This is a genomic window from Streptomyces indicus, from assembly GCF_900100315.1.
Taxonomy (GTDB): domain Bacteria; phylum Actinomycetota; class Actinomycetes; order Streptomycetales; family Streptomycetaceae; genus Streptomyces; species Streptomyces indicus.
This window is the reverse complement of sequence record NZ_FNFF01000022.1, coordinates 35,408-57,065: the sequence shown is the minus strand read 5'-3', so window position 1 is coordinate 57,065 and position 21,658 is coordinate 35,408. Positions and strand designations below refer to the sequence as shown.

Annotated in this window: 19 protein-coding genes; 11 read left to right on the top strand and 8 right to left on the bottom strand. The window is 71.8% G+C overall.

Going from position 1 to position 21,658, the window contains the following annotated elements; translation table 11 throughout:
• Nucleotides 1–165, bottom strand: a complete 165-nt coding sequence (locus BLT97_RS38135) for a DUF5993 family protein (RefSeq protein WP_176953983.1) — start codon at nt 163–165, stop codon at nt 1–3.
• A 278-nt stretch (nt 166–443) separates the two neighbouring features.
• Between BLT97_RS38135 and BLT97_RS33540 the strand changes: the two genes are divergently transcribed.
• Complete coding sequence (locus BLT97_RS33540) at nt 444–995, top strand: GNAT family N-acetyltransferase (protein WP_425442809.1); 552 nt, start codon at nt 444–446, stop codon at nt 993–995.
• A 210-nt stretch (nt 996–1,205) separates the two neighbouring features.
• Nucleotides 1,206–1,823: a TetR/AcrR family transcriptional regulator gene (locus tag BLT97_RS33535; RefSeq protein WP_093617222.1), complete on the top strand. Its 618-nt coding sequence runs from the start codon at nt 1,206–1,208 to the stop codon at nt 1,821–1,823.
• A gap of 52 nt (nt 1,824–1,875) precedes the next feature.
• On the opposite strand, the gene BLT97_RS33530 is transcribed toward BLT97_RS33535, so the two are convergent.
• Nucleotides 1,876–2,730: a MaoC family dehydratase gene (locus tag BLT97_RS33530; RefSeq protein WP_093617150.1), complete on the bottom strand. Its 855-nt coding sequence runs from the start codon at nt 2,728–2,730 to the stop codon at nt 1,876–1,878.
• Nucleotides 2,731–2,992: 262 nt separating this feature from the next.
• Here BLT97_RS33530 and BLT97_RS33525 point away from each other — a divergent pair, with 262 nt between their 5' ends.
• The gene (locus BLT97_RS33525; protein ID WP_093617148.1) at nt 2,993–4,594 is read left to right on the top strand and encodes an alpha/beta hydrolase; all 1,602 of its coding nucleotides are present in this window, start codon (nt 2,993–2,995) and stop codon (nt 4,592–4,594) included.
• A 90-nt stretch (nt 4,595–4,684) separates the two neighbouring features.
• Here BLT97_RS33525 and BLT97_RS33520 read toward each other — a convergent pair whose 3' ends face one another.
• Together BLT97_RS33520 and BLT97_RS33515 are read right to left on the bottom strand one after the other, a co-directional pair.
• Entirely contained in the window at nt 4,685–5,848 is a 1,164-nt protein-coding gene (locus tag BLT97_RS33520) for a lipase family protein (protein ID WP_093617146.1), read from the bottom strand.
• Nucleotides 5,849–5,932: 84 nt separating this feature from the next.
• Complete coding sequence (locus BLT97_RS33515; RefSeq protein ID WP_093617220.1) at nt 5,933–7,090, bottom strand: AraC family transcriptional regulator; 1,158 nt, start codon at nt 7,088–7,090, stop codon at nt 5,933–5,935.
• Between the two features lie 116 nt (nt 7,091–7,206).
• Between BLT97_RS33515 and BLT97_RS33510 the strand changes: the two genes are divergently transcribed.
• A complete protein-coding gene (locus BLT97_RS33510; protein ID WP_245769686.1) occupies nt 7,207–9,012 on the top strand; it encodes an AMP-dependent synthetase/ligase in 1,806 nt (601 codons plus the stop codon).
• Here BLT97_RS33510 and BLT97_RS33505 read toward each other — a convergent pair.
• The 3 genes from BLT97_RS33505 to BLT97_RS33495 form a co-directional block, all read right to left on the bottom strand.
• On the bottom strand, nt 9,009–9,731 hold the full coding sequence (locus BLT97_RS33505) for a trypsin-like serine peptidase (protein ID WP_176953982.1): 723 nt from the start codon (nt 9,729–9,731) through the stop codon (nt 9,009–9,011). The two genes, BLT97_RS33510 and BLT97_RS33505, sit on opposite strands and share 4 nt — an antisense overlap.
• Before the next feature lie 16 nt (nt 9,732–9,747).
• A complete protein-coding gene (locus BLT97_RS33500) occupies nt 9,748–10,542 on the bottom strand; it encodes a thioredoxin domain-containing protein (RefSeq protein WP_093617142.1) in 795 nt (264 codons plus the stop codon).
• Between the two features lie 235 nt (nt 10,543–10,777).
• Nucleotides 10,778–10,981, bottom strand: coding sequence for a cold-shock protein (locus BLT97_RS33495; RefSeq protein ID WP_033319512.1), 204 nt, complete (start codon nt 10,979–10,981; stop codon nt 10,778–10,780).
• Between the two features lie 341 nt (nt 10,982–11,322).
• On the opposite strand from BLT97_RS33495, the gene BLT97_RS33490 reads away from it, so the two are divergent.
• Entirely contained in the window at nt 11,323–12,180 is an 858-nt protein-coding gene (locus BLT97_RS33490) for a menaquinone biosynthetic enzyme MqnA/MqnD family protein (RefSeq protein ID WP_093617140.1), read from the top strand.
• Between the two features lie 20 nt (nt 12,181–12,200).
• Here BLT97_RS33490 and BLT97_RS33485 read toward each other — a convergent pair whose 3' ends face one another.
• On the bottom strand, nt 12,201–13,238 hold the full coding sequence (locus BLT97_RS33485; RefSeq protein ID WP_093617138.1) for an alpha/beta hydrolase: 1,038 nt from the start codon (nt 13,236–13,238) through the stop codon (nt 12,201–12,203).
• Between the two features lie 272 nt (nt 13,239–13,510).
• Here BLT97_RS33485 and BLT97_RS33480 point away from each other — a divergent pair, with 272 nt between their 5' ends.
• The 6 genes from BLT97_RS33480 to BLT97_RS33455 all read left to right on the top strand — a co-directional run bounded on the left by BLT97_RS33480 (nt 13,511) and on the right by BLT97_RS33455 (nt 21,615).
• The gene (locus tag BLT97_RS33480) at nt 13,511–15,256 is read left to right on the top strand and encodes a serine/threonine-protein kinase (protein ID WP_093617136.1); all 1,746 of its coding nucleotides are present in this window, start codon (nt 13,511–13,513) and stop codon (nt 15,254–15,256) included.
• Between the two features lie 115 nt (nt 15,257–15,371).
• The gene (gene mqnC, locus BLT97_RS33475; protein WP_093617134.1) at nt 15,372–16,571 is read left to right on the top strand and encodes a cyclic dehypoxanthinyl futalosine synthase; all 1,200 of its coding nucleotides are present in this window, start codon (nt 15,372–15,374) and stop codon (nt 16,569–16,571) included.
• A gap of 7 nt (nt 16,572–16,578) precedes the next feature.
• The gene (locus BLT97_RS33470; protein WP_093617132.1) at nt 16,579–17,169 is read left to right on the top strand and encodes an imidazolonepropionase-like domain-containing protein; all 591 of its coding nucleotides are present in this window, start codon (nt 16,579–16,581) and stop codon (nt 17,167–17,169) included.
• A 109-nt stretch (nt 17,170–17,278) separates the two neighbouring features.
• Complete coding sequence (locus tag BLT97_RS33465; protein ID WP_093617129.1) at nt 17,279–17,974, top strand: demethylmenaquinone methyltransferase; 696 nt, start codon at nt 17,279–17,281, stop codon at nt 17,972–17,974.
• A 3-nt stretch (nt 17,975–17,977) separates the two neighbouring features.
• On the top strand, nt 17,978–18,913 hold the full coding sequence (locus BLT97_RS33460; protein ID WP_093617127.1) for a glutaminase: 936 nt from the start codon (nt 17,978–17,980) through the stop codon (nt 18,911–18,913).
• Between the two features lie 368 nt (nt 18,914–19,281).
• Nucleotides 19,282–21,615, top strand: coding sequence for a hypothetical protein (locus BLT97_RS33455; protein ID WP_143041426.1), 2,334 nt, complete (start codon nt 19,282–19,284; stop codon nt 21,613–21,615).
• Nucleotides 21,616–21,658 lie beyond the last annotated feature (43 nt).

Here is a 21,658-nt window from a genome sequence, read left to right as displayed (position 1 = left end):
TCAGTAGCTCAGCCCGAGCTTGAGGCTGCTGGTGATGTGGTGCGCGAGGAGGGCGATCGTCGCGCACAGCACCACCCACCACACCGCGAGAAGGATCTTCCTGGGGCGGCCCTGGTACAGGACCACCAGGGCGGCGAACAGGCCGCCGAAGATGAGGGTGTCCATGGGCGCGGACGGTAGGGGCGCGGACCGCCGCGGCGTACGAGGCGCAGCCCGGCGCCCCGGCGCGGTCACCCGCGCGGGGCGGGATGTGCGTCCCTTCGGGCCTGCGCTGTGCCTCGCCCGCGCCGTTCCTGGTCCGTCCCGGGCCCGGCACGGCGGGTGCCTCTTCGGCCCTGGGGACGACGGGGCGTACGGCCCGTACGTGCGCGGCCATCGGGTCTGGCCGCCGGGCCCCGCGCCCGCCGAGGATGGAGGGTGCGAAGGGAGTGACGGTGCGGAGGATCGAGACGGAGCGCCTGGTGCTGCGGCGCTGGCGCGAGGAGGACGTGGCCGCGATGGCCGCCGTCAACGCCGACCCCGAGGTGATGCGGTGGATCGGCGACGGTGCGGTGCGCGACGAGGCGGCGACGCGGTCGGCGATCGAGGCGGTCGAACGGGCGTGGGAGCACGAGGGGTTCGGCCTGTTCGCGGTCGAGGTCCGCGAGGGCGGCCGGTTCGCGGGCTTCACGGGTCTCGCGGTCCCGCACTTCCTGCCCGAGGTGCTGCCCGCGGTCGAGATCGGCTGGCGGCTCGGGCGTGAGTTCTGGGGCAAGGGGTACGCGACGGAGGCGGCGAGGGCGGCGCTGCGCTTCGGCTTCGTGGACCGGGGCCTGAACCAGATCCTGAGCATCTCCCAGCCGCAGAACACCGCATCGGAACGCATCATGGCCAAGCTCGGCATGCGCCTGCTGCACGAGACGGTGGACCCGTCGGCCGGACGGACGGCCCGGGTGCACGGCCTGAGCAGGGCGGAGTACGAGGCGGGGGAGCGGCGGACTGGCGCGCGGGGCTGACGGCGCCGGCCCCACGCACCTGAGGCGCCCTCCGCACCTGAGGCCCCCGCACCCGTGGCGCCGTGGCCCGCCCCCGTGGCGTCGGCACCCCGCCCCCGCCCTGGCATATGCATGCGTACGCTTGGCCCAGGCGCACAGCGACAGGGGAGGTCGGCCGGGGTGCAGGGCACGGACGCGGGGAAGAAGGGCGGCGGTCGCCGCGGCAAGCGCATGCCGCGGGCCGAGCGCGAGCGGCAGATGATGGAGGCCGCGGTCGCCACCTTCGGACGCCGCGGCTACCGGGCCGCCTCCATGGACGAGATCGCCGAGCTCGCCGGCGTCTCCAAGCCGCTGGTCTACCTCTATCTGAACTCCAAGGAAGACCTGTTCACGGCCTGCATCCGCAGCGAGGCCGCAGCCCTCGTGGAGGCGGTGCGCAGCGGCATCACGCCGGGCGAACCCGCCGACCAGCAGCTGTGGGCCGGACTGCTGGCGTTCTTCACGCACACCGCGGAGCGGCCCGACGGCTGGGCGGTGCTGCACAGCCAGGCCCGTACCCACGGCGAGCCCTTCGCCCGCGAAGTGGCCGTGATGCGGGCGGAGATCGTCGCCTTCGTGACGCTGCTCATCGCCGAGGCCGCCCGCGAGGCGCACAGCGACCCGACCCTGCCGGAGGGCGAAGTCGCCCCGCTGGCCGAGGCGTTGGTGGGCGCGGCCGAGGCGCTCGCGGTGTGGGCCAACGCGACCGAGGGCGTCACGGCACGGGACGCGGCCACCACCCTGATGAACTTCGCGTGGTCGGGCCTGGCCAACCTCATGCACGGGAAGCCCTGGTCGCCCCCGAAGTGACCCGGCCGGCCGACGCGCTGCCGCACCCCGGTCCGAGCGGCGACCTGGCCGCTCACACCCGCCCCGACACCCGCCCCGTCAGATGCAACCGCCCGTCCGCACCCCGCAGTTCGAACGGCCCGGTCCGGCCGCCGTACGTCACCGTGCCGGGCAGCAGCACCGGCGCGCGGAAGTCCACGCGCACGTCCACGGGGCCCTCGAAGGGCTGCTCCGCCAGACAGCGGGCGGCCGTCCACATGCCGTGCGCGATCTGCCGCGGGAAGCCGAAGGCCCGGGCCGTGAGCGGGTGCAGGTGGATGGGGTTGCGGTCGCCCGAGACCGCCGCGTAACGCCGCCCGAGCGAGGCCGGCAGCCGCCAAGTCGCCTGTACGGGAAGGGGATCGGGCGTACCGGCGCCCGGCGCTCCGGCCGTGGCGGGCCCCGGCTTTCCGTGCCGCGCCAGGTACGTGGACCGCGACATCCAGGCCGTGTCCCCGCGCCCCGCGCACCGCACCCGCGTCACCACGGTGGCCTCGGTGCCGCGCCGGTGCGGCGTCAACTTCTCGGCGTGCACGAAGAGTTCGAGCCGGTCCTCGACGCGCAGCGGCGCGGCCTCCTGCCGTATTTCGATCGACGTGTGGACCAGGCCGAGCAGCGGCAGCGGGAAGTCGCGCGCCGCCATCAGGCGCATCGCCAGCGGAAAGGCGAGCACATGCGGATACGTGACCGGAAGCCGCCCGTCGGCGGGGAAGCCGCACAGCTCCGCGTACGCCGCGAGCCGCCCCCGGTCGACCTGGGCCGCGTCGAGCGCGATCGACCGGCCCGGCAGCGGAGCGTCCGGGCGCGGCCGCTTCAGCGGGGAACGCAGCGCACCGGCCAGGAGCACGGGCCCGAGGCGGGGCGTGTGCTCCAGTCGTACGACGGTCATCACAGGGCTCCTGACCAGGGCGGGACAAAGCGACGGCACAGCTGAACGGCACACCTGCCGTACACAGACGGCAGACCTGACAGCACACAGACGGCAGACCTGACCGCACACAGACGGCACACCCGACCGCACACAGTTGAACGGGCAACGGCGCAAAGTTACTGGAGAGTCAGGAATGCGTCGAGAGCCGCCTCCCCGACATGCCCCGCCCTGCGACCCCACCTATGGTGGCCCAAGGGGCATCCCCAGCGAAGGGCTGCCGATGCACATACGCGCGATCGCCTCAGTAGCCGCCCTGGCCCTGCTCGGGAGCGGTGCCGCGGCGGCCGGGTCCGGCGGGTCTCCAGGGCCGGCCGGTGAGGACCGGCAGCCCGACCTCCAGCGCTTCTACAGCCAGCAGATCAAGTGGGGCAAGTGCACCGCCCTGGCCCACGCCCCGAAGGGCCTGGAGTGCGGCACGGTCGAGGTGCCCCTGGACTACGCCGACCCCGGCAAGAAGACCCTGAAGCTCGCGACGGCCCGCTTCCGGTCCTCGGCCAAGAACCCGCGCGGCTCGGTGGTGCTGAACTTCGGCGGACCCGGCGGCGCGGGCGTGCCAGGACTCGCGGGCGGCGAGAAGGTCTTCGGCGAGCTGACGAACGCGTACGACGTGGTGAGTTTCGACCCGCGCGGTGTGGGCCGCAGTTCCCCCGTGACCTGCGGCGACGGCTCGGACATGCCCGAGCTGGAATCGGGCTCCGACGCCGGGGACGAGACGGCACTGGCGATGGACATGCTCAAGGCCCAGTACGAGCTGTGCCGCAAGCACTCCGGGCCGGTGCTCGCGCACATGGGGACCGTGAACGTCTCGCGCGACCTCGACGTGCTCCGCGCGGCACTCGGCGACAAGAAGCTCAACTACCTCGGCTTCTCGTACGGGACACGGCTCGGCGCCGTCTACACCGCGCAGTTCCCCAAGAAGGTCGGCCGGATGGTGCTGGACGGTGTGGACACCCTGACCGAACCGCTCACCGAGCAGGCCCTGGTGGGCGCGGAGGGCCAGCAGACCGCTCTGGACAACTTCCTCACCTGGTGCGCCGGGAACACCGGCTGTGCGCTCGGCCCCAACTCGCGCGAGGCCAAGGAGAACATCGTCAAGCTGGTGGGACAGCTCGACAAGTTCCCGGCCGAGACCATGTTCGGCCAGTTCACCGGCGACGACCTGGTCAACTCGATCGGCCACGCCCTCTACAACCGCGACATGTGGCCCTACCTCTCGCAGGGCCTGCTCTCCCTGGTGCTCGACGGCGACCCGCGCTCCCTGATGCGGATCTCGGGCGCGCTGACCCTGCCGGCGCCGGACGCCTCGGCGCCGGACTCCTCCGCGTCCACGTCCCTGCTGCGGCGCGACATCGGCGCGTACGAGGAGGAGGTCCCGTACGACAACGCCAACGCCGCCCTGGTGGCGGTCAACTGCGCCGACGACCCGGACCGGTTGACGGCCGACGACCTGAAGGACGAAGCGAAGCTGGAGGAGCTGGACGCCGAGTTCCGGCAGGCGTCGCCCGTCTTCGGGCCGGTCCGGTTCTACGAGGTGATGCTCTGCGCAGGACGCCCCAAGGGCACCGACTACATCCGCACCATCAAGGACGTCGACACCCCGAAGTTCCTGCTGGTCGGCACCCGCGGCGACCCGGCCACCCCGTACCAGTGGACGACCGAGACGGCCCGCCGTCTGGGCGACTCGGCGGTGGTCCTCGACAACAAGGGCGAGGGGCACACGGGTTACGCCTCCTCGAAGTGCGTGCACCGCAAGGTCAACGACTTCCTGCTGCACGGCTCCCTGCCGAGCGACGGCTCCTCGTGCGGGGCGGACGAGAGCTGAGCGGGCGGGAGTTGAGCGGGCGGGAGTTGAGCGGACGCACGACAGCGAGGGCCCGGCGTACGCAGCCGGGCCCTCGCACGAGCAGACGGTTCAGCAGTTGCCCGAAGTCGCCTTCCCCGCGAAGCGGTCCGCGAGCCAGTTCTGCACCCGGGTCACCTCGGTGATCACCCCGGACACGTGCTCACCGACCACGATCGTCCGCCAGTCCACGGTGGCGCCCCGCGCGCACCAGTCCTTGCGCAGCCCGGTCCCGAGCGAGTACGGGATGAGCTCGTCCGCGAGCGCGTGGTACAGGTACACCGGGTGGTCCGGCTTGTGCGTGCCGAGATCCGACTCGTTCAGGCGCTTCTGCCACTCCGGGGTGTCCAGCGGATTGCTCGTGGTCAGGTCCGAGATCCGTTTGAAGGACCCGACCGTCGAGTCGATGACCACGCAGTTGTTCCGGAAGAACCCGATGAGCGCCTTGCCCGCCGTATTGAGATACGAGTCCAGCTTCAGCTCCGGGTACGCGGCGTCCTGGCCTGCGGCCGCCATGAACAGCAGGCCCGAGCCGTACGAGCCGTTGTGCACGGGCACCAGCTTCTCCAGGTGCGCGGGCACGCCGCCGGTCGCCGTGCCCTTGACGTTCAGCTCGGGCGCGTAGGAGTCCTTCAACTCGGCCGCCCAGGAGGAGGCTTGACCGCCCTGGGAGTAGCCGACGATCCCGATCGGGCTCTGCGCGGTGATCCCCGAGTCCCGGGCGGCGGGGATGCGCTGGGCCGCGCGGGCCGCGTCCAGCATGGCGTGCCCGGCGGAGGGACCGGCCGTGTAGGTGTGCTCGCCCGGGGTGCCGAGGCCCTCGTAGTCGGTGACGACCACGGCCCAGCCGCGCCACAGGTACTGCTGGATGAGACTGGCCTCCATCGTCGTGCCCTTGGGGAAGCCGGCGCTGGGCGCGCAGGAGTCGCCGAGCCCGACGGTGCCGACCGCGTAGGTGATCAGCGGGCGCGGGCCCGTCTTTCCGTCCTTGGGCACGATGACCGTGCCGGTGACGGTGTTGGGCTGCCCGGTGGCGGAGGTGGACCGGTAACTGATCTTCCACGCCTTGGTGTCGGTGGGCTGCCCGGGCAGCGGATGGAACGCCGAGTCCGCGACGCTCAGCACGTCACCGGGCGCTTCGGCGGCCTCGGGCGCCGCGGCGGCAGTGCCCGGCAGCACGGCCACGGCCAGGGCGGCGGTGCACAGTCCCGAGAGGAGCGATCTGGGGATACGCATGCGGCTCTCCCAACTGTCCTGTGGGGAAGGGGTAGTGGGGAGACCGTAGTGACCGGCGAGTAAGTACGGGGCTGACCGGACAGCTCAGCTTTGCTGACTCCGCGTCTCATGAGCGGCCGGGCCCGCCTCGCCGGGCGATGCGCCGTCGTGGTCGGATGCGGCCTCGCGGCCGGACGCCGCTTCGTGCGCGGGCGCGGCCTCGCGGCCGGACGCCGCCTCGTGCGCGGACGTCGCCAGGCGGTACGCCCCCGGAGTCGTCCCCGTCCAGCGCCGGAAGGCCCGGTGGAACGCCGTGTCCTCGGAGAACCCGAGCCGCGCCGCCAGCTCCGCGATCGGCTCGCCGCCCTCGGCAAGATGGGCGATCGCCGCGTCCCGGCGCACCGAGTCCTTCAGCTCCTTGTACGAGGTGTTCTCCGCCGCGAGCCGCCGCCGCAGCGTGGCCGGGCTCACCGCGAGCCGCGCCGCGGTCTCGCCGAGCGCAGGCAGCCGCGGCGCGTCCCCGAGCGCCCGCACGAGGGCCCGGCGCACCTGCTCGGCCACCGTGGTCTCGTACTCGCGCCGGCTGAGCAGTTCGAACGGCGCCCGCCGCAGCATCTGCGCCAGCTCGTCCTCGTCGCGTACGAGCGGCGCGGCGAGGTACCGCGCGGCGAAGCCCGCGCCGGTGCGCTCGGCCCCGAAGTGCACGGGGCAGCCGAAGAGTTGGGGATATTCGTCCTTGTACGGAGGCGGGGGACAGGCGAAGGAGGCCCAGCTCAGCGGGATCCGGCGGCCGATCAGCCAGCTGCACAGCCGGTGCCAGATGATCACCACGCACTCGGCGAGGAAGCGCTGCTCCGCGGAGGCGAAGTCGTTGCGCACGACGAACACCGCCTCGCCGTCGTCTCCGCTGCCACCCCGTTCGAGCACGAGATCGGGCCCGCCCGGGAAGAGCCCGTAGAAGGTCACCCCGCGCTCGATCGCCGCCCCCAGATCGCGCGATCCGAGCGAGGCGTGGCACATCATCGCGAAGGTGCCGGGCCGGCTCGGGGCCTCGCTGAGCCCGAGGAACTCGTCGCCCGTGAGCTCGTACAACCCCCGGAAGAGCCGGGCGAATTGAGCCGGGGTGACGCGGGCCCGGTCGTCGGCGAGCAGCAGCGGAGGGATCTGCGCCCGCTGGAGCAGGGGCAGGGTGTCGGCGCCCCGGCGCTCGGCGCCGCTCAGCAGCGCCCGTACCTGGTGCACGGTGATCGTCCGCCTCGCCATGGTCATGACGGTAGCGGGACTGAGCTCCAAGGTCAGTGCCGCTGACGCCTCCAGTCATCCCTTTCCGTAGCGCAGCGTCCCTAAGGTCCTACGCACCGTGGACCCGGGGAGGCGTCGTGCAGCAGACCGAACAGCCAGAAACCCTGACCGAAGCGCCCAAATCCCTTGCTGTGCTGGCCGATTGGGCGGCCGAGCGCTACGGGGGCCGTCCCGCCCTGCGCTTCAGGACGCCGGACGGCCCGCACTCCCTCTCGTACGCGGAACTGCGCGCCACCGTGCGGCAGGTGGCCCGCGGTCTGATGGGGCTCGGGGTGCGCGCAGACGACCGGGTGGCGGTGCTCGGGGAGACCCGGCCGGAGTGGACCTACGCGCAGCTCGGCGCCTTCGCGGCCGGTGCGGTGGTGGTGCCGGTCTATCCGACGGCCGGGGACGAGGAGGTGGTGTGGGTGCTCACCAACTCCGGTTCCTCGGTGGTGATCTGCGAGAACCCCGCCCAGGCAGCCAAGATCGAGCGGCTGCGCGCCCGGCTGCCCGGCGTGCGCGACGTGGTTCTGATGACGGAGGCGGCCGACAAGGACCTCGACCTGCTCCGCCTGCCGGACCCGTCCCCCGAGCAGGCACTCGACGCCCGCGCGCAGGCCCGTAGCGACGACGACGTCGCCACAGTCATCTACACCTCGGGCACCACCGGCATGCCCAAGGGCTGCACGCTCACGCACGGCAATTTCGCGGCGGTGCGCGAGGGCACGCTCGACCTGATCCCCGAGGGCGAGGGCGACTCCACGTACCTCTATCTGCCGCTCGCGCACGCGATGGCGCAGCTCGTGCAGTTCAAGACGGTGCTCAAGGGCTCGGAGCTGATCTACTTCGGCGGCCGCGTGGAGGACATCGTCGGTGAGCTCGCCGAGGCCCGCCCGACCCATCTCCCTTCCGTACCGCGCCTGTTCGAGAAGATCCACTCGGTGGTGCTCGGTCTCGCCGAAGGGCAGGAGGGCGGCCGTGCGCGCTTCGAGGAGGCGCTGCGGGTCGGCGTGGCGATGGCCGACGTGCGCGAACGGAGCGAGGAGCCCGACCCCGGACTCCTCGAAGCCTGGCGGGCCGCGGACGAGAAGCTCTTCTCCCTCGTCCGGGCGGCGTTCGGCGGCCGCCTGAAGTGGGCGCTGACCGGCGCGGCCCCCATCGCCCCCGCCACCCTCACCTTCCTGCGCGCCTGCGGCATCTCCCTCTTCGAGGGGTACGGCATGACGGAGTCCGGCGGAGTCGTCTCGCTCAACCACCCGGCGGCGTACCGCTTCGGCTCGGTCGGCCGGCCGATGCCCGGCTGCGAGGTGCGGATCGCCGAGGACGGCGAGGTGCTGACGCGCGGCCCGCACGTCTTCCTCGGCTACCACGCGGACCCGGCGGCGACCGCCGAGGCCCTGGACGCCGAAGGCTGGCTGCACACCGGGGACTTGGGGCGCCTGGACGAGGACGGATACCTCTTCATCACCGGCCGCAAGAAGGACCTGATCATCACCTCCGGCGGCAAGAACCTCACCCCGTCGCTGACCGAATTCGCCCTCCAACAGTCCCGGTTCGTCTCCCGCGCGGTGATGGTCGGCGACCACCGCCCCTACCCCGTCGCCCTGCTCACCCTCGACGAGGAGGAGATACGCGGCTGGGCCGCCCGCGAAGGCATCACCCTCACCTCACTCCAGGACCCGCGCATCCACACCCTGATCGAGGAGGCCGTGGAGACGGCCAACACCCAGCTCGCCCGCCCCGCCCGCATCCGCGCCTTCGCGATCCTCGACGAGGACTTCGACATCGAGGGCGGCCTGCTCACCCCGAGCATGAAGGTCCGCAGGAAGGCGGTGCTCGAACGGTACGCGGACCGGATCGAGGCGCTGTACGCCAAGGGCCGCCCGGAAGCGGGCAGTTAGCCGGTCGCCTGCTCGTACAGCCGCGCCGCCAGCTCTCCGAGCACGATGCTGTACGAGACGTCGTCCGACTCGCCGCCGCCCTCGTAGCCGCCCAGCACCCCGACGAGCCGGCCGTCGCCGGTCACCCACGGGCTGCCGCTGGTGCCGGTGGCGAAGTCGGGGCAGTCCACCCGCTGGCGCGTGGCGGTCTCTTCGGTGGGCTCGACCGTGCAGGTCAGCGGGTGGTCGAGGTCGCTGGGGTAGCCGGTCACGGTGACCTTCCCCGCGGTGCGGCCACCCGCGTCCAGCACGTTCGCCCCGGTGACGTCCTCGATCTCCTCGCCGTCGCGGGGCGCGAGGGTCGCGAAGGCGAGGTCCGCGTCCTCGTCCTCGCCGTCCAGCCAGGAGGAGTCCTCGTAGATCTTCTCGATGGTCCAGGTGCCGTAGGGCGCCTCGCCGTACGCGTACGCCGGGGCGAAGACCTTTCCCTCCGCGTCGCCCAGGCAATGCGCGGCGGTGGCGATCAGATTGCGGCCCTCGCTGTGCACGACCGAAGCGGTGCAGAAATGCCCGCCGTCCAGATCATTGCTGAACAGCGCGCCGACATACGGCGGGATCTCCGCGGCGGATTCCGGAGTGGTCTCCCGGTCGGTCAGCGCGACCACGGTGACCAGGGCGCCCGCACACGCGAGCGCCTTGATCCGCCATGCCCACCTGCTCCGGATGGCACGCTCCCTCACGTCGGCCCGCAGCGGACTACCCGATGTGCTCGTCGACGAGCTTCGTGAACTGCCCGGGCGAAATGGACTCGATGCCCTTTCCCGAGTTTACCTGGATCTTTTTCCCGTCGATCAGGACCGTCGGCGTCCCATTGATGTCCTGCTCGTAGAACTGCTGCGAGACCTTTTCCACCCACGGCATATACGTGAGTTCCTTGACGGCCTTGTTGAATGCGGGAGTCCGCAGTCCCTCCACCTGGTCCGCGAGCTCGAGGAGCGTGGCGGTGGAGCCGAACTTGTCGTCGGTCTCCTTCTCGGGGTGGTTCGCGTACAGGACGTTCAGGTATTCCATGAATTTCTCGGGGCTCTCGTTCACGGCGGCCCCGAGCGCGTTCAGCGCCCGCTTGGAACCCTTCCCGCCGAGCGACCCGTCGAGAAAGCTCGCGAAGTGGTATTCGATCCGGTACGTGCCGGCGTCGGCCTGCTGCTTCATCGTCTTGCCGAGCCCGGTCTCCACACCCGCGCAGTACGGGCAGCGCGGATCGAGCCAGATGCTCAGGACGTGCTCGCTGCCGGCCTTGCCGTACGGCACGACCACGCCGTCCGCACCGGTGGTGTGCGCGGGCCGCACCAGCGGGCCCTCGGCCGCAGCGGCGTCGGCGCTCGGCCGCGCGATGTACCAGGCGGCGCCGCCCACCACGGCGAGCGCGGCCACGACGGCGGTGGAGACCAGCAGCCTGCCGCGCACCTTCGCCTTGCGCGCGGCGGCGTCCCGCTCGGCCCGCAGCCGCTCCCGCGCAGCCCGCTGCTGGTCCTTCTTGCTGCCGCTCATGAGGTGTGCCGGCTCCCTGTCGATGAATGCAGTTCGCGTTCACCGTAAACAGGAGCCGTCCGCACTTCTCAGGGCAATTGGGCCCGGAGGGTCGGGACTGTCGGCCTCAAAAGGAACGCCGGCGGAAAAGGCAGGAGCCCCGCTTCCCCGCTGCTGCGGGGAGGGGGCTCCTTGGGTGGTGCAATCCGTGCCCGGCCTCAGCCGGCCGGGCGGATCAAACGCAGTGTCGTCCGGATCAGACCGGCGTGACGTTCTCGGCCTGCGGGCCCTTCGGGCCCTGCGTGACATCGAAGGTCACGGCCTGGTTCTCCTCGAGGGAGCGGAAGCCGGACGCGTTGATCGCGGAGTAGTGGACGAAGACATCCGGGCCGCCGCCTTCCTGGGCGATGAAGCCAAAGCCCTTTTCAGCGTTGAACCACTTGACGGTTCCGGTAGCCATAAAGCCCTCCTATGGGCCAAAGGGTCGCCCTGCTCCAGAACCTTCTGCGAAGTGTCACCACTACTGCGTAAGTCTGAAAACGACGAGAGCCCGCGGTCACATGCTCCGCAGGCTCTGTACTGCAAGGGAAACCAAACTGCAACTTGCGGCGAGCCTAGCACGCAGTCTGTGGGAAGCGATAGAGGGCAAGATCACGTCACTCGTATGTTTGACAGGGGTGAGGCGGTGATTGACGAACGGTGACTTATCGGACGGAAACGGGCGGGTGAACGGATACGCGGCGACCCCGGCGCCGCCCCCCCGGCGTCCGCACCGCACCACATCGGGTCTAGCCTCGCGATGTGGACAATCCTGCATCCCGTCGCAGCCGGCCACGAGTCGGCCACATCCAGTTCCTGAACTGTCTGCCGCTGTACTGGGGTCTCGCCCGGACCGGCACCCTGCTCGACCTCGAGCTCACCAAGGACACCCCCGAGAAGCTCAGCGAGCAGCTCGTACGCGGCGATCTGGACATCGGTCCGATCACGCTCGTGGAGTTCCTGAAACACGCCGACCAGCTGGTCGCCCTGCCCGACATCGCGGTGGGCTGCGACGGCCCGGTGATGTCCTGCGTGATCGTCTCGCAGCAGCCCCTCGACCGGCTGGACGGGGCGCGCGTGGCGCTCGGCTCCACCTCGCGCACCTCTGTGCGCCTGGCGCAGCTGCTGCTCGCCGAGCACGTCGGGGTGACGCCCGACTACTACACGTGCCCGCCCGACCTCGGCCTGATGATGCAGGAGGCCGAGGCGGCCGTCCTGATCGGGGACGCCGCCCTGCGCGCGAACCTGCACGACGCGCCGCGGCTCGGCCTTCAGGTGCACGACCTCGGCGCGATGTGGAAGGAGTGGACCGGACTGCCCTTCGTCTTCGCGGTGTGGGCGGCCCGGCGCGACTACCTGGAGCGCGAGCCGCACGTCGTACGGCAGGTGCACGAGGCGTTCCTGGCCTCGCGCGACGTCTCCCTCGAGGAGGTCGCGAAGGTGGCCGAGCAGGCGGCGCGCTGGGAGAGCTTCGACGCCGGGGTGCTCGAGCGGTACTTCACGACGCTCGACTTCCGCTTCGGCCCGGACCAGCTGGCCGGTGTCACCGAGTTCGCCCGCCGCGTCGGCCCGACGACGGGCTTCGCGGCGGACGTGAAGGTGGACCTGCTCGGCGGCTAGACGGGCGTGCGCTCCGGTCCTCAGGCGGCCGGGGCCTGTCCGGCCGTGGGACCCGGGACGTGCTCGCTGATCTTCTGCAGCGGGCCGTCGAACAGGGCGGCCCCGTACTTGTAGCCGTCGTGCCCGGCGTTGGCGATCATGTGCAGGTCGGTCGCGACCGGACCCTTGCCGTACTTCGCCATGAAGTCCTTGATCCGCGCCAGGTCCTTCGCGGGCTCCTTGTCGCCCATCAGGAAGGTGATGCGGACCTTGACCGGTCCGCCCTTCCTGATCAGGTCCGCGGCCAGCTGCTCGGGGTTGTTCGCCTGCTTCTCCTTCTCGTGGCCCTTCCAGAGCGGCGAGTCGGGGTAGGTGTCGGGGCCGCCGGCGATGGCGAAGCCGAACTTGTCCGGGTGCTGGAGCGCCATCTTCAGGCCGATGTAGCCGCCGGAGGACGAGCCGAAGAAGCCCCAGCCCTCGGGGGAGCGGAGCGTACGGAAGTTCTCCTTGACCAGGTTCGGCACGTCGTCCGACATCCAGGTGCCCATCTTCGGCTGGCCCGGGATGTCGGCGCCGTCGTAGTAGTGGTCCCGGTTCGGGTTCTGGACCGGCATCACGATGATGTACGGCTTGCTCTTCCCCTGGGCCGCGGCCTGCGCGACCTTCTCCTGGAGCGCGAAGTCGGTGCCCCACCAGTAGTTGTTGGGGAAGCCGTACGAGCCGGGCAGCGCGATCATCACCGGAAAGGCGCTGTTCGCGTACTTCGGGTCGCTGTACTCCTTCGGCGCCCAGACCCACACCTTGCCGGTGAAGCCCGACTTCTCGCCGTGCAGCGTCGTCACGCCGATCGTGGTGCCGTCGGCGAGGGTGCGCTGGGTCTCCCAGGTGCGCGGATTGGTGGGCAGCTGCACGTCCGAGCCCGGAGTCGCCTTCGCCTGGGTCACCGGCCGCGAGCCGCCGTAGCTGACCTCGTCCTGATGACCGCCCGGCCGCAGGACGGCGACGAGGGCGGCGGCGATGGCCACGGTGGTGATCACCACCGTGATGTACGGGCGCTTCAGATGCGTCAGGCGCTTCATGGGAGTTCTCCGGGCAGGAAGGGAAGGGGACAGGAAGGAAAGGGGACGGGGGCGGTACAGGGGTGGTGAGGACGCGCTCCGGCGTCCTGATTCCGGACATAAAGAGGCAAAGGCGACCTATGCGGTTGCCTGTGGCAGAAGGTGATCCGGGCCACTGCGCCCACCCCCCGCGGGCCTACGCTGCTCCTAGCCGAGGCCGGTGAGGTCCGGGGCCGTGGGCCGGCGCGCCGTACGGCCGAGGTCAGTGAGGTACATCGGGGGAGGCCGACACCATGCAGCCGCTCGAAGCGGGCGAACCGACCGCCATCGGCCCGTACCGGCTGCTCGGGCGCCTGGGCGCCGGCGGCATGGGCCGGGTCTACCTGGGCCGCAGCACCGGCGGGCGGACCGTCGCCGTCAAGGTCGTGCACCCGCACTTCGCGCTCGACGAGGAGTTCCGCGAGCGCTTCCGGCGCGAGGTGGAGGCCGCGCGCCGGGTCGGCGGCGCCTGGACCGCCCCCGTGCTCGACGCCGACCCCACGGCCGCCGTGCCGTGGGTGGCCACCGGCTATGTCGCCGGTCCCTCGCTGTCGGACGCGGTGGGCGAGCGGGGCACGCTGCGCTCGCTGCCCGATCATTCGGTACGGGTGCTCGGCGCCGGACTCGGCGAGGCGCTCGCGGCCGTGCACGCCCTCGACCTGATCCACCGCGACGTCAAACCGTCGAACGTGCTGCTCGCCCTGGACGGCCCGCGCCTGATCGACTTCGGCATCGCCCGCGCCACGGACGGCACGGCCTCGCTCACCTCCTCCGGCGTCTCGATCGGCTCGCCCGGCTACATGGCCCCCGAGCAGATCCTCGGCCAGGGCGTCAGCGGCGCCTCGGACGTCTTCTCGCTCGGCGCCGTCCTCGCGTACGCGGCCACCGGCACCGCCCCCTTCACCGGGGACTCCTCGGCGGCCCTGCTCTACCAGGTCGTGCACACCGAGCCCGAAGTCCCGCTCCCCGGCGGGGACTTGCGCGAGGTGGTCCTCGCCTGCCTGGCCAAGGACCCCGCGGCCCGGCCGGCCCCCGAGGAGGTGGCCCGCCGGCTCGCGCCCGGCGGCGCGGCGGAACTGGTGGCGGCGGGCTGGCTGCCGGGCCCGCTGGTCGAGCAGGTCAGCAGGACCGCCGTACGCCTGCTCGACCTGGAGCCGGTGGCACCGCCGCCCGCCTCGGGGCCGGTGGAGTTCAGCAAGCCCGCGGTGGGCGCCGGGGTGTTCGGGCCGCCGGACCCCTCCTACATACCGGCCCCCGTACAGGAATCGGCACAGGGATCCGCACAGGGAGCTGCACCGGCGGCCGCGCAGTCTTCCGAGCCCGCCACGGCCGGTGGCCCGTCCGCGGCGCCGGCCGACGCCGTGCCCACGCCGGGCCGGCTGTCCGTCTCGGTGACGGCCGCCACCGCGCAGGGCGACAACGGGCGCGGGCGCAAGGTGAGTTGCACCCTGGCCCTCGCCGTCGCGAGCGCCGTCGCGGCGGTGAGCCTGGGCGGGGTGTTCGTGTTCAACATGCTCCCCGACCGCGGCGCGGACAGCGGTGCGGGCGGCGGGACCGACCAGTCGACCAGACCGCCGGCGGCCACGCAGTCGGCCACCCCCTCGCAGGAGCCCGGCGGCAGCGGCGGCTCCGGCGAGCAGCTGAACGAGATCCCCGAGCGCTACCTCGGCACCTGGGAGGGCAAGGCCCAGGCGCTCGACGGCCTGCTGCCCGCGGGCACGGTGAAGGTGACGGTGCAGCAGGCGGCCGTCGGCAAGGAGATCGGCAGCGCGAGCATGACGGACGAGCTCGGTGCGAGCACCTGCACGGACGTCCTGATCCTGAAGTCCGTGTCCGAGAAGGAGCTGGTCGCCACCGGCCGGGCGAAGAACAAGGGGGACGCGCGCTGCACGCAGAACGACCACGTCGTACGGCTGACCCCGGTAGGTGACGATCTTCAGTACGCCTCCGAGAACCCGGACGGCGGCGACCCGCGGGCCCGGCTCTCGAAGGTCGGCTAGCGCCCCGGGGCTGGGGACGGCCGGGCGGTGAGGGGGACGGATCCCCCGGAAACCCGCGCAGGCCGCTGGCGTACGCTGGATCGGTCCGTAGTGGAAGCCTGCCGAAAGGGACCCGGTGACCGAGAAGGCCGCACTCCAGTCGATTCTCGACCGCGCCGCCGAGGGTGGGCGGATCACCCCCGAAGAGGCCCTCGACCTCTACCGGCACGCCCCGCTGCACGCGCTGGGCGCCGCCGCGGACGCCGCGCGCCGCCGCCGCTACGCCGGTACGGAGCACATCGCGACGTACATCATCGAGCGGAACATCAACTACACCAACGTCTGCGTGACGGCCTGCAAGTTCTGCGCCTTCTACGCCCCGCCGAAGGACACGGCCAAGGGCTGGACCCGCGACCTCGACGACATCCTGCGCCGCTGCGCGGAGACGGTCGAGCTGGGCGGCACGCAGATCATGTTCCAGGGCGGCCACCACCCGGACTTCGGTGTGGAGTACTACGAGGAGCACTTCTCGGCGATCAAGAAGGCCTATCCGCAGCTGGTGATCCATTCGCTGGGGGCGAGCGAGGTCGAGCACATGGCGCGGATCTCCGGTGTGAGCGCCGAGGAGGCCATCCGCCGGATCCACGCGGCCGGTCTCGACTCCTTCGCGGGCGCCGGCGCCGAGCTGCTCCCGGAGCGTCCCCGCAAGGCGATCGCCCCGCTCAAGGAGTCCGGCGAGCGCTGGCTGGAGATCATGGAGATCGCGCACAACCTGGGCGTGGAGTCCACCTCCACGATGCTCATGGGCACCGGCGAGACCAACGCCGAGCGCATCGAGCACCTGCGCATGATCCGTGACGTGCAGGACCGCACGGGCGGCTTCCGCGCGTTCATCCCGTACACCTACCAGCCGCAGAACAACAAGCTGCGCGGCCAGACGCAGGCCACGCTCTTCGAGTACCTGCGGATGATCGCGATCGCCCGCCTCTTCCTGGACAACGTCGCGCACATCCAGGGCTCCTGGCTGACCACCGGCAAGGAGGTCGGCCAGCTGACGCTGCACTACGGCGCGGACGACCTCGGCTCGGTGATGCTGGAGGAGAACGTGGTCTCCTCGGCCGGTGCCAAGCACCGCTCGAACCTCCAGGAGATCATCGAGATGATCCGCACCGCGGACCGCGTCCCGGCGCAGCGCTCGACCACGTACGAGCACCTGGTCGTGCACGACGACCCGGCGAACGACCCGGTGGACGCGCGCGTGGCCTCGCACATCTCCTCCACGGCGATCGAGGGCGGCACGGCCCACCCGGAGCTCAAGCTGCTCCCGGCCAACTGAGCCTGTTTTGCTGACCCTTCACGTCACCGGCTCGTCCGCTGTCCTCGTGGACGGGGACACCGTCGCAGCTCTGGGCTCTCCCGAGGAACTGACCGCGGCCCACCCGTCCGCCCGGGTGCGCCGCTGGCCGGGCCTCCTCACGCCGGGGCTCCTCAACCCGTACGGCCCGGAGATCCTGGAGTCGACCTACCACCCGGACCCGCGCGAGGCGGAGAAGTTCGGCACGCTGCCGATCGGCGGCGAGCGCGCCCGTGAACTCTTCCGCACCGATCCGTCCCGCCTCGGCCCCTCGGCCCGCCGGGGTGTCCAGCGGCTGCTCGCGCACGGGACGGTGGCGATCGCGGGCGAGCTCAGGTCGAAGGCGGCGCTGGACGCGGTACGGGGCGTGGGGCTGGTCTTCGCGGCCCGCCCCGCACAGCTCCCCGGCCCGGTGTCGCTGTCCCCGAAGCCGCTGGTGCTGCTGCCTCAGCTGGTGGTGGGCGGCCCGGCCCGCTTCGCGGTCTTCGACGTCGAGTCCCGCGAGGACCTGGTCCGCCTCGGACCGTCGACCTGCGTGGCCACGGTGATCGGCGGGCGGTTGGTGTACCGGGGCAGGTGAATCCGGCCCTCCGCCGCAGGCGCCCACCGGGCACACCCCGCCCACCCCCACACGACACTCACCCGCCCCACAGCGAGGGCCGCCCATCCGGGCCTGAGAGGATGGGCACGTGACCCGCGCATCCTTGGACAAGCAGCCGCACGAAGTCGCCTCGATGTTCGACGACGTCGCCGAGAAGTACGACCTCACCAACGACGTGCTGTCGCTCGGGCAGGACCGCCGATGGCGCAAGGAGGTCGCGAAGGCCGTCGACGCCCGGCCCGCGCAGAAGATCCTCGACCTCGCCGCCGGCACCGCCACCTCCAGCCAGCCCTTCGCCCAGGCCGGCGCCTACGTGGTGCCCTGCGACTTCTCGCTCGGCATGCTCCGGGTGGGCAAGCGCAACCACCCGCACATGCCGTTCACCGCGGGCGACGCCACGAAGCTGCCGTTCAAGGACGACACCTTCGACGCCGTCACCATCTCCTTCGGGCTGCGCAACGTGCAGCAGACCGACCAGGCGCTGCGCGAGCTGTACCGCGTGACCAAGCCCGGCGGACGCGTGGTCATCTGCGAGTTCAGCCACCCGACTTGGGCTCCGTTCCGCACCGTCTACACCGAGTACCTGATGCGCGCGCTGCCGCCCGTCGCGCGCGCGGTCTCGTCCAACCCGGACGCGTACGTCTATCTCGCCGAGTCCATCCGCGACTGGCCGGACCAGCCCGCGCTCGCCGCGAAGCTGCAGAAGGCCGGCTGGGGCAAGGTCGCCTGGCGCAATCTGTCCGGCGGCATCGTCACGCTCCACCGGGGCTTCAAGGCTTCCTGAGCGATGCCGTACGAGCACGAGGCCCCGAAGGCCGAGCACTATCTGTCCGTCCTCGAGGAGATCGCGGCCGGGATCAGGACCGGCCGCGGCCGCTCCGCCGACTACATCCCCGCGCTCGCCTGCGTGGACCCCGACCGCTTCGGCATGGCCGTCGCCGACCTCGACGGCGGGGTGTGCGGGGTGGGGGAGTGGCGTACGCCCTTCTCCACGCAGTCGATCACCAAGGTGTTCGCGCTCGCCCTCGTCCTCGCGCACGAGGGCGCCGAACTCTGGGACCACGTGGGGCGCGAGCCCTCCGGTAACCCCTTCAACTCCCTGGTGCAGCTGGAGTACGAGAACGGCATCCCGCGCAATCCGTTCATCAACGCGGGCGCCCTCGTGGTCACCGACCGCCTCCAGACCGCGACCGGGGACGCGAGCGCCGACCTGCTCGCGTTCCTGCGCGCCGAGAGCGGCAACCCGGAGCTCCGCTTCGACCTCGAAGTCGCCGCGTCCGAGGCGGCCCACGGGGACCGCAACGCCGCGCTCGCGCACTTCATCGCCTCGTACGGGCATATCCGCCAGCCGATTCCGCCGCTGCTCGACCACTACTTCCGGCAGTGCTCGATCGAGATGGACTGCGCCGATCTCGCCCTGGCCACCGGCTTCCTGGCCCGGCACGGTGTGCGCGCGGACGGCTCGCGGCTGCTGAGCCGCAGCGAGGCCAAGCAGATCAACGCGGTGATGATGACCTGCGGGACCTACGACGCCGCGGGCGACTTCGCCTACCGCGTCGGCCTGCCCGGCAAGAGCGGTGTCGGCGGCGGCATCGTCGCGGTCGTGCCGAACCGGTGCACGGTGTGCGTGTGGAGCCCGGGGCTGGACGCGCGCGGGAACTCGGTGGCGGGGGTGGACGCGCTCGACGCGTTCACGACGTTGACGGGGCTGTCGGTGTTCTGAGGTTCGGTCTTCTGAGGCGTGGGGCGTCCACTGGGCCCGTCGGGCCGGCCGGGCCCGTCGGGCCCTCCCGGGAAGGGAGTTGACGGGAACCGGCGCAGGGGCAAGCTGAGTCCGTACGGGTGCGGAACACCGCTCACCCCGTCTCCGTCCCTGATGTCCTGGAGCCCGGCTTGTCCTCGTACTGCCCAGATTGCGGCACCCCGTTCGTGGAGGAGGCCCGCTTCTGCATGAAATGCGGGCGCGAGAGAGGGGAGTTGCCGCCTCCGGCCGTCCCAGGTACCCCGCCTCCGGCCGTCCCCGGCACCCCGCCTCCGGCAGCCCCTGGCACCCCGCCCCCTCCGCCGAGCGCACCCGCGCCTGGCGCCTCCGTGCCGAGCACTCCCGAGCCGAGCGTCCCCGCGCCCGGTGCCCCGCCCCTGCCCCCGCCCGCCTTCGCCCCCGCACCCGCGGGGCCTTCCCCCGTAGGCGCGTTCCTCGGGCGGGCCTTCCGTGGTGGCTGGGCCGCGTCCGCGCAGGCCGCGCTGTGGCCCCTCGGCATGCTCCTGATCGCCTCGGTCTCGCTCGCCATCCCCACATACGGACAGGACGACGAGGTCGTCGTCTCCTTCACCGACCGGCTCCGCCTCGTCCTCGCGCTGCTCCTCCAGGGACTCGGCGGCGGCTTCGAGGTGACGGGCCCCGCCGAGGACTCCAACCCCTTCGGCACCGACGGGGATTCGGGCTTCGGGGGCGACGGTGGTTACGGCGGCGGCTCGGGCCTGTTCGAGACCGGCGGCGCCGACTCGGGCACGGCTGCGCTGTCCATCGCCCCGCTCACCCTCACCGCGCTCTGGATCGCGGCCACGCTCATCGGCGTACGGATGCTCCGTAACCGCCAGGCCGCCGCACCCGCCGCCTCCCGCACCGCTGGTCTCGAAGCCGCCGTACGGGTCGCCCTGCTGGCCACCGCCGGGGTCCTGGTGCTCGCCCTGTTCGCGCAGCCCACCGTGGAGGGGGTCGAGATCTCCTCGCTGCCGTTCCTGTCCGCGCTCGGCGCCCTCGGTCTGACGGCCGCCGTCGCCGTGGGGCTGCTGCACCGGGACGACCTCGCGCAGTGGCTCGCGGTGCGCCCGGGCGCGCAGGCCTTCGTACGGGCCACGGCAACTGCCCTGCGCGCACTGGCCGTTGTGCTCGCGGTGGCCGCCGTGACCGCGTACCTGTGTCTGGCCTCCCTCGACGACATGGAGAAGGAGGGGCTGCTCGTCCTGCTGGCCTTCCTGCCGAACATCGGCGCCGCGGCGCTCGGCATCGGCTGGGGCGGCTCGCTGGAGTTCACGGCCAAGGGCAGCTCGAACTTCGGTGGCGGGGGCACGGAGTCCGAGACGATCGGCCTGTCCGAACTCTCCGACCTCGCCGGCGACTGGGCCCTGGTGGGCGGCCTCGCGCTCGGCGCGGTCTGCGCCCTCACGGTCGGCGTGCTCGCGGCCCGCCGGCACCCGAACCGGGGCGAACAGGTCCTGGTGGCAGGCCTGTTCTTCGTCCTGCTGCTCGTGGTGTGCGCGCTGTCCGGCCTCGGAGCCGACGGCGAGAGCACGGAGTTCGGCGGGTTCGGCGGCGCGGGCGGCGCGGAGGTCGCGGTCGACATCGCGGAGGTGCTGCTGTTCGGGCTGCTCTGGCTCTCGGCGGCGGTCTTCCTCGGCCCGTACGTGCTGCGCATGACCGGCGGCGCGGCCGTACAGCCTGCGCCCTACGCCCCGTACGCGCCGGGGTACGCGCCGACGGCGGCCGCGCAGGATGCTCACGGCGCTCCGGGTGCTCAACTCGCGCCTGACTCCGAGGCGTTGCAGAGCGGCGGTCACGGACAGGCGGAGACGCAGGGGCAGGTGCACCCGCCCGCCCCGGGATACGGCTACCCGCAGCAGCAGACCCCCGCTGCCCCCTACGCGCCCACGTCCCCGTCCACGCCCCCGTCCACGTCCCCGCCTCCCTATCCGGATCCGTCCCCGCACCCGACCCCGTCCTCGCCGGAGGGGCAGCGCTCCCGCGTCACCCTGTGGGTGGTCACGCTGACCGCGGCGCTCGCGCTCGGCGCCGGTGCGACGGCCGGCTTCCTGCTCCTCCAGAAGGACGACGAGGACCCGGGTGCCAAGGAGGATGCCAAGCCCTCGGTGTCGGTCTCGGACTCGCCCTCGCAGGCGCCGAGTTCGGAGCCCCCGACTGCCGAGCCGTCCGCGTCCGGCGACCCCGCGGCGGAGGGCCCCTCCGACAGCCCGGCCACCGGCACCGGTTCCCGGATCGTCACCGATCCCGCCGGCTTCTCCCTCGCGGTCCCGAAGGTCTGGAGCCGTACGGGCGAGGAGAACGGGCAGATCACGTACGCCGGTTCGACCGGCTTCGGGCACTTCCTGATCGGGATCGTGCCGGACGCCCAGGTCACCTCGTACGAGAACTTCCTGACGATCGAGAAGAAGTCGCAGAAGAACCCGGACTATCAGCGGATCCGCCTGGAGGAGAACACCTTCCACGGGCTGCCGGGCGCGATCTGGGAGTACACGTACACCGAGAAGGAGACCGGCCGCACCGTGCACGCCATCGACCAGGGCTATGTGGCCGAGGACGGCACGGAGTACGCGATCTACTTCACGGACTACGAGGAGAACTGGCAGCTGGGCGGCCAGGAGATCTTCGACGAGGCGCTCGCGACCTGGCGGGTGACCGGCTGACGCGACCTCCGGCCAGGGCCTGCGGCGTGGTGGTGCACCGCGC

Bases quoted from the DNA above. Each gene is read 5' to 3' on its own strand.
- BLT97_RS38135 (WP_176953983.1), bottom strand. From the start codon at position 165: ATGGACACCCTCATCTTCGGCGGCCTGTTCGCCGCCCTGGTGGTCCTG.
- BLT97_RS33535 (WP_093617222.1), top strand. From the start codon at position 1,206: ATGCCGCGGGCCGAGCGCGAGCGGCAGATGATGGAGGCCGCGGTCGCC.
- BLT97_RS33530 (WP_093617150.1), bottom strand. From the start codon at position 2,730: ATGACCGTCGTACGACTGGAGCACACGCCCCGCCTCGGGCCCGTGCTC.
- BLT97_RS33525 (WP_093617148.1), top strand. From the start codon at position 2,993: ATGCACATACGCGCGATCGCCTCAGTAGCCGCCCTGGCCCTGCTCGGG.
- BLT97_RS33520 (WP_093617146.1), bottom strand. From the start codon at position 5,848: ATGCGTATCCCCAGATCGCTCCTCTCGGGACTGTGCACCGCCGCCCTG.
- BLT97_RS33515 (WP_093617220.1), bottom strand. From the start codon at position 7,090: ATGGCGAGGCGGACGATCACCGTGCACCAGGTACGGGCGCTGCTGAGC.
- BLT97_RS33500 (WP_093617142.1), bottom strand. From the start codon at position 10,542: ATGAGCGGCAGCAAGAAGGACCAGCAGCGGGCTGCGCGGGAGCGGCTG.
- BLT97_RS33495 (WP_033319512.1), bottom strand. From the start codon at position 10,981: ATGGCTACCGGAACCGTCAAGTGGTTCAACGCTGAAAAGGGCTTTGGC.
- BLT97_RS33485 (WP_093617138.1), bottom strand. From the start codon at position 13,238: ATGAAGCGCCTGACGCATCTGAAGCGCCCGTACATCACGGTGGTGATC.
- BLT97_RS33480 (WP_093617136.1), top strand. From the start codon at position 13,511: ATGCAGCCGCTCGAAGCGGGCGAACCGACCGCCATCGGCCCGTACCGG.
- BLT97_RS33460 (WP_093617127.1), top strand. From the start codon at position 17,978: ATGCCGTACGAGCACGAGGCCCCGAAGGCCGAGCACTATCTGTCCGTC.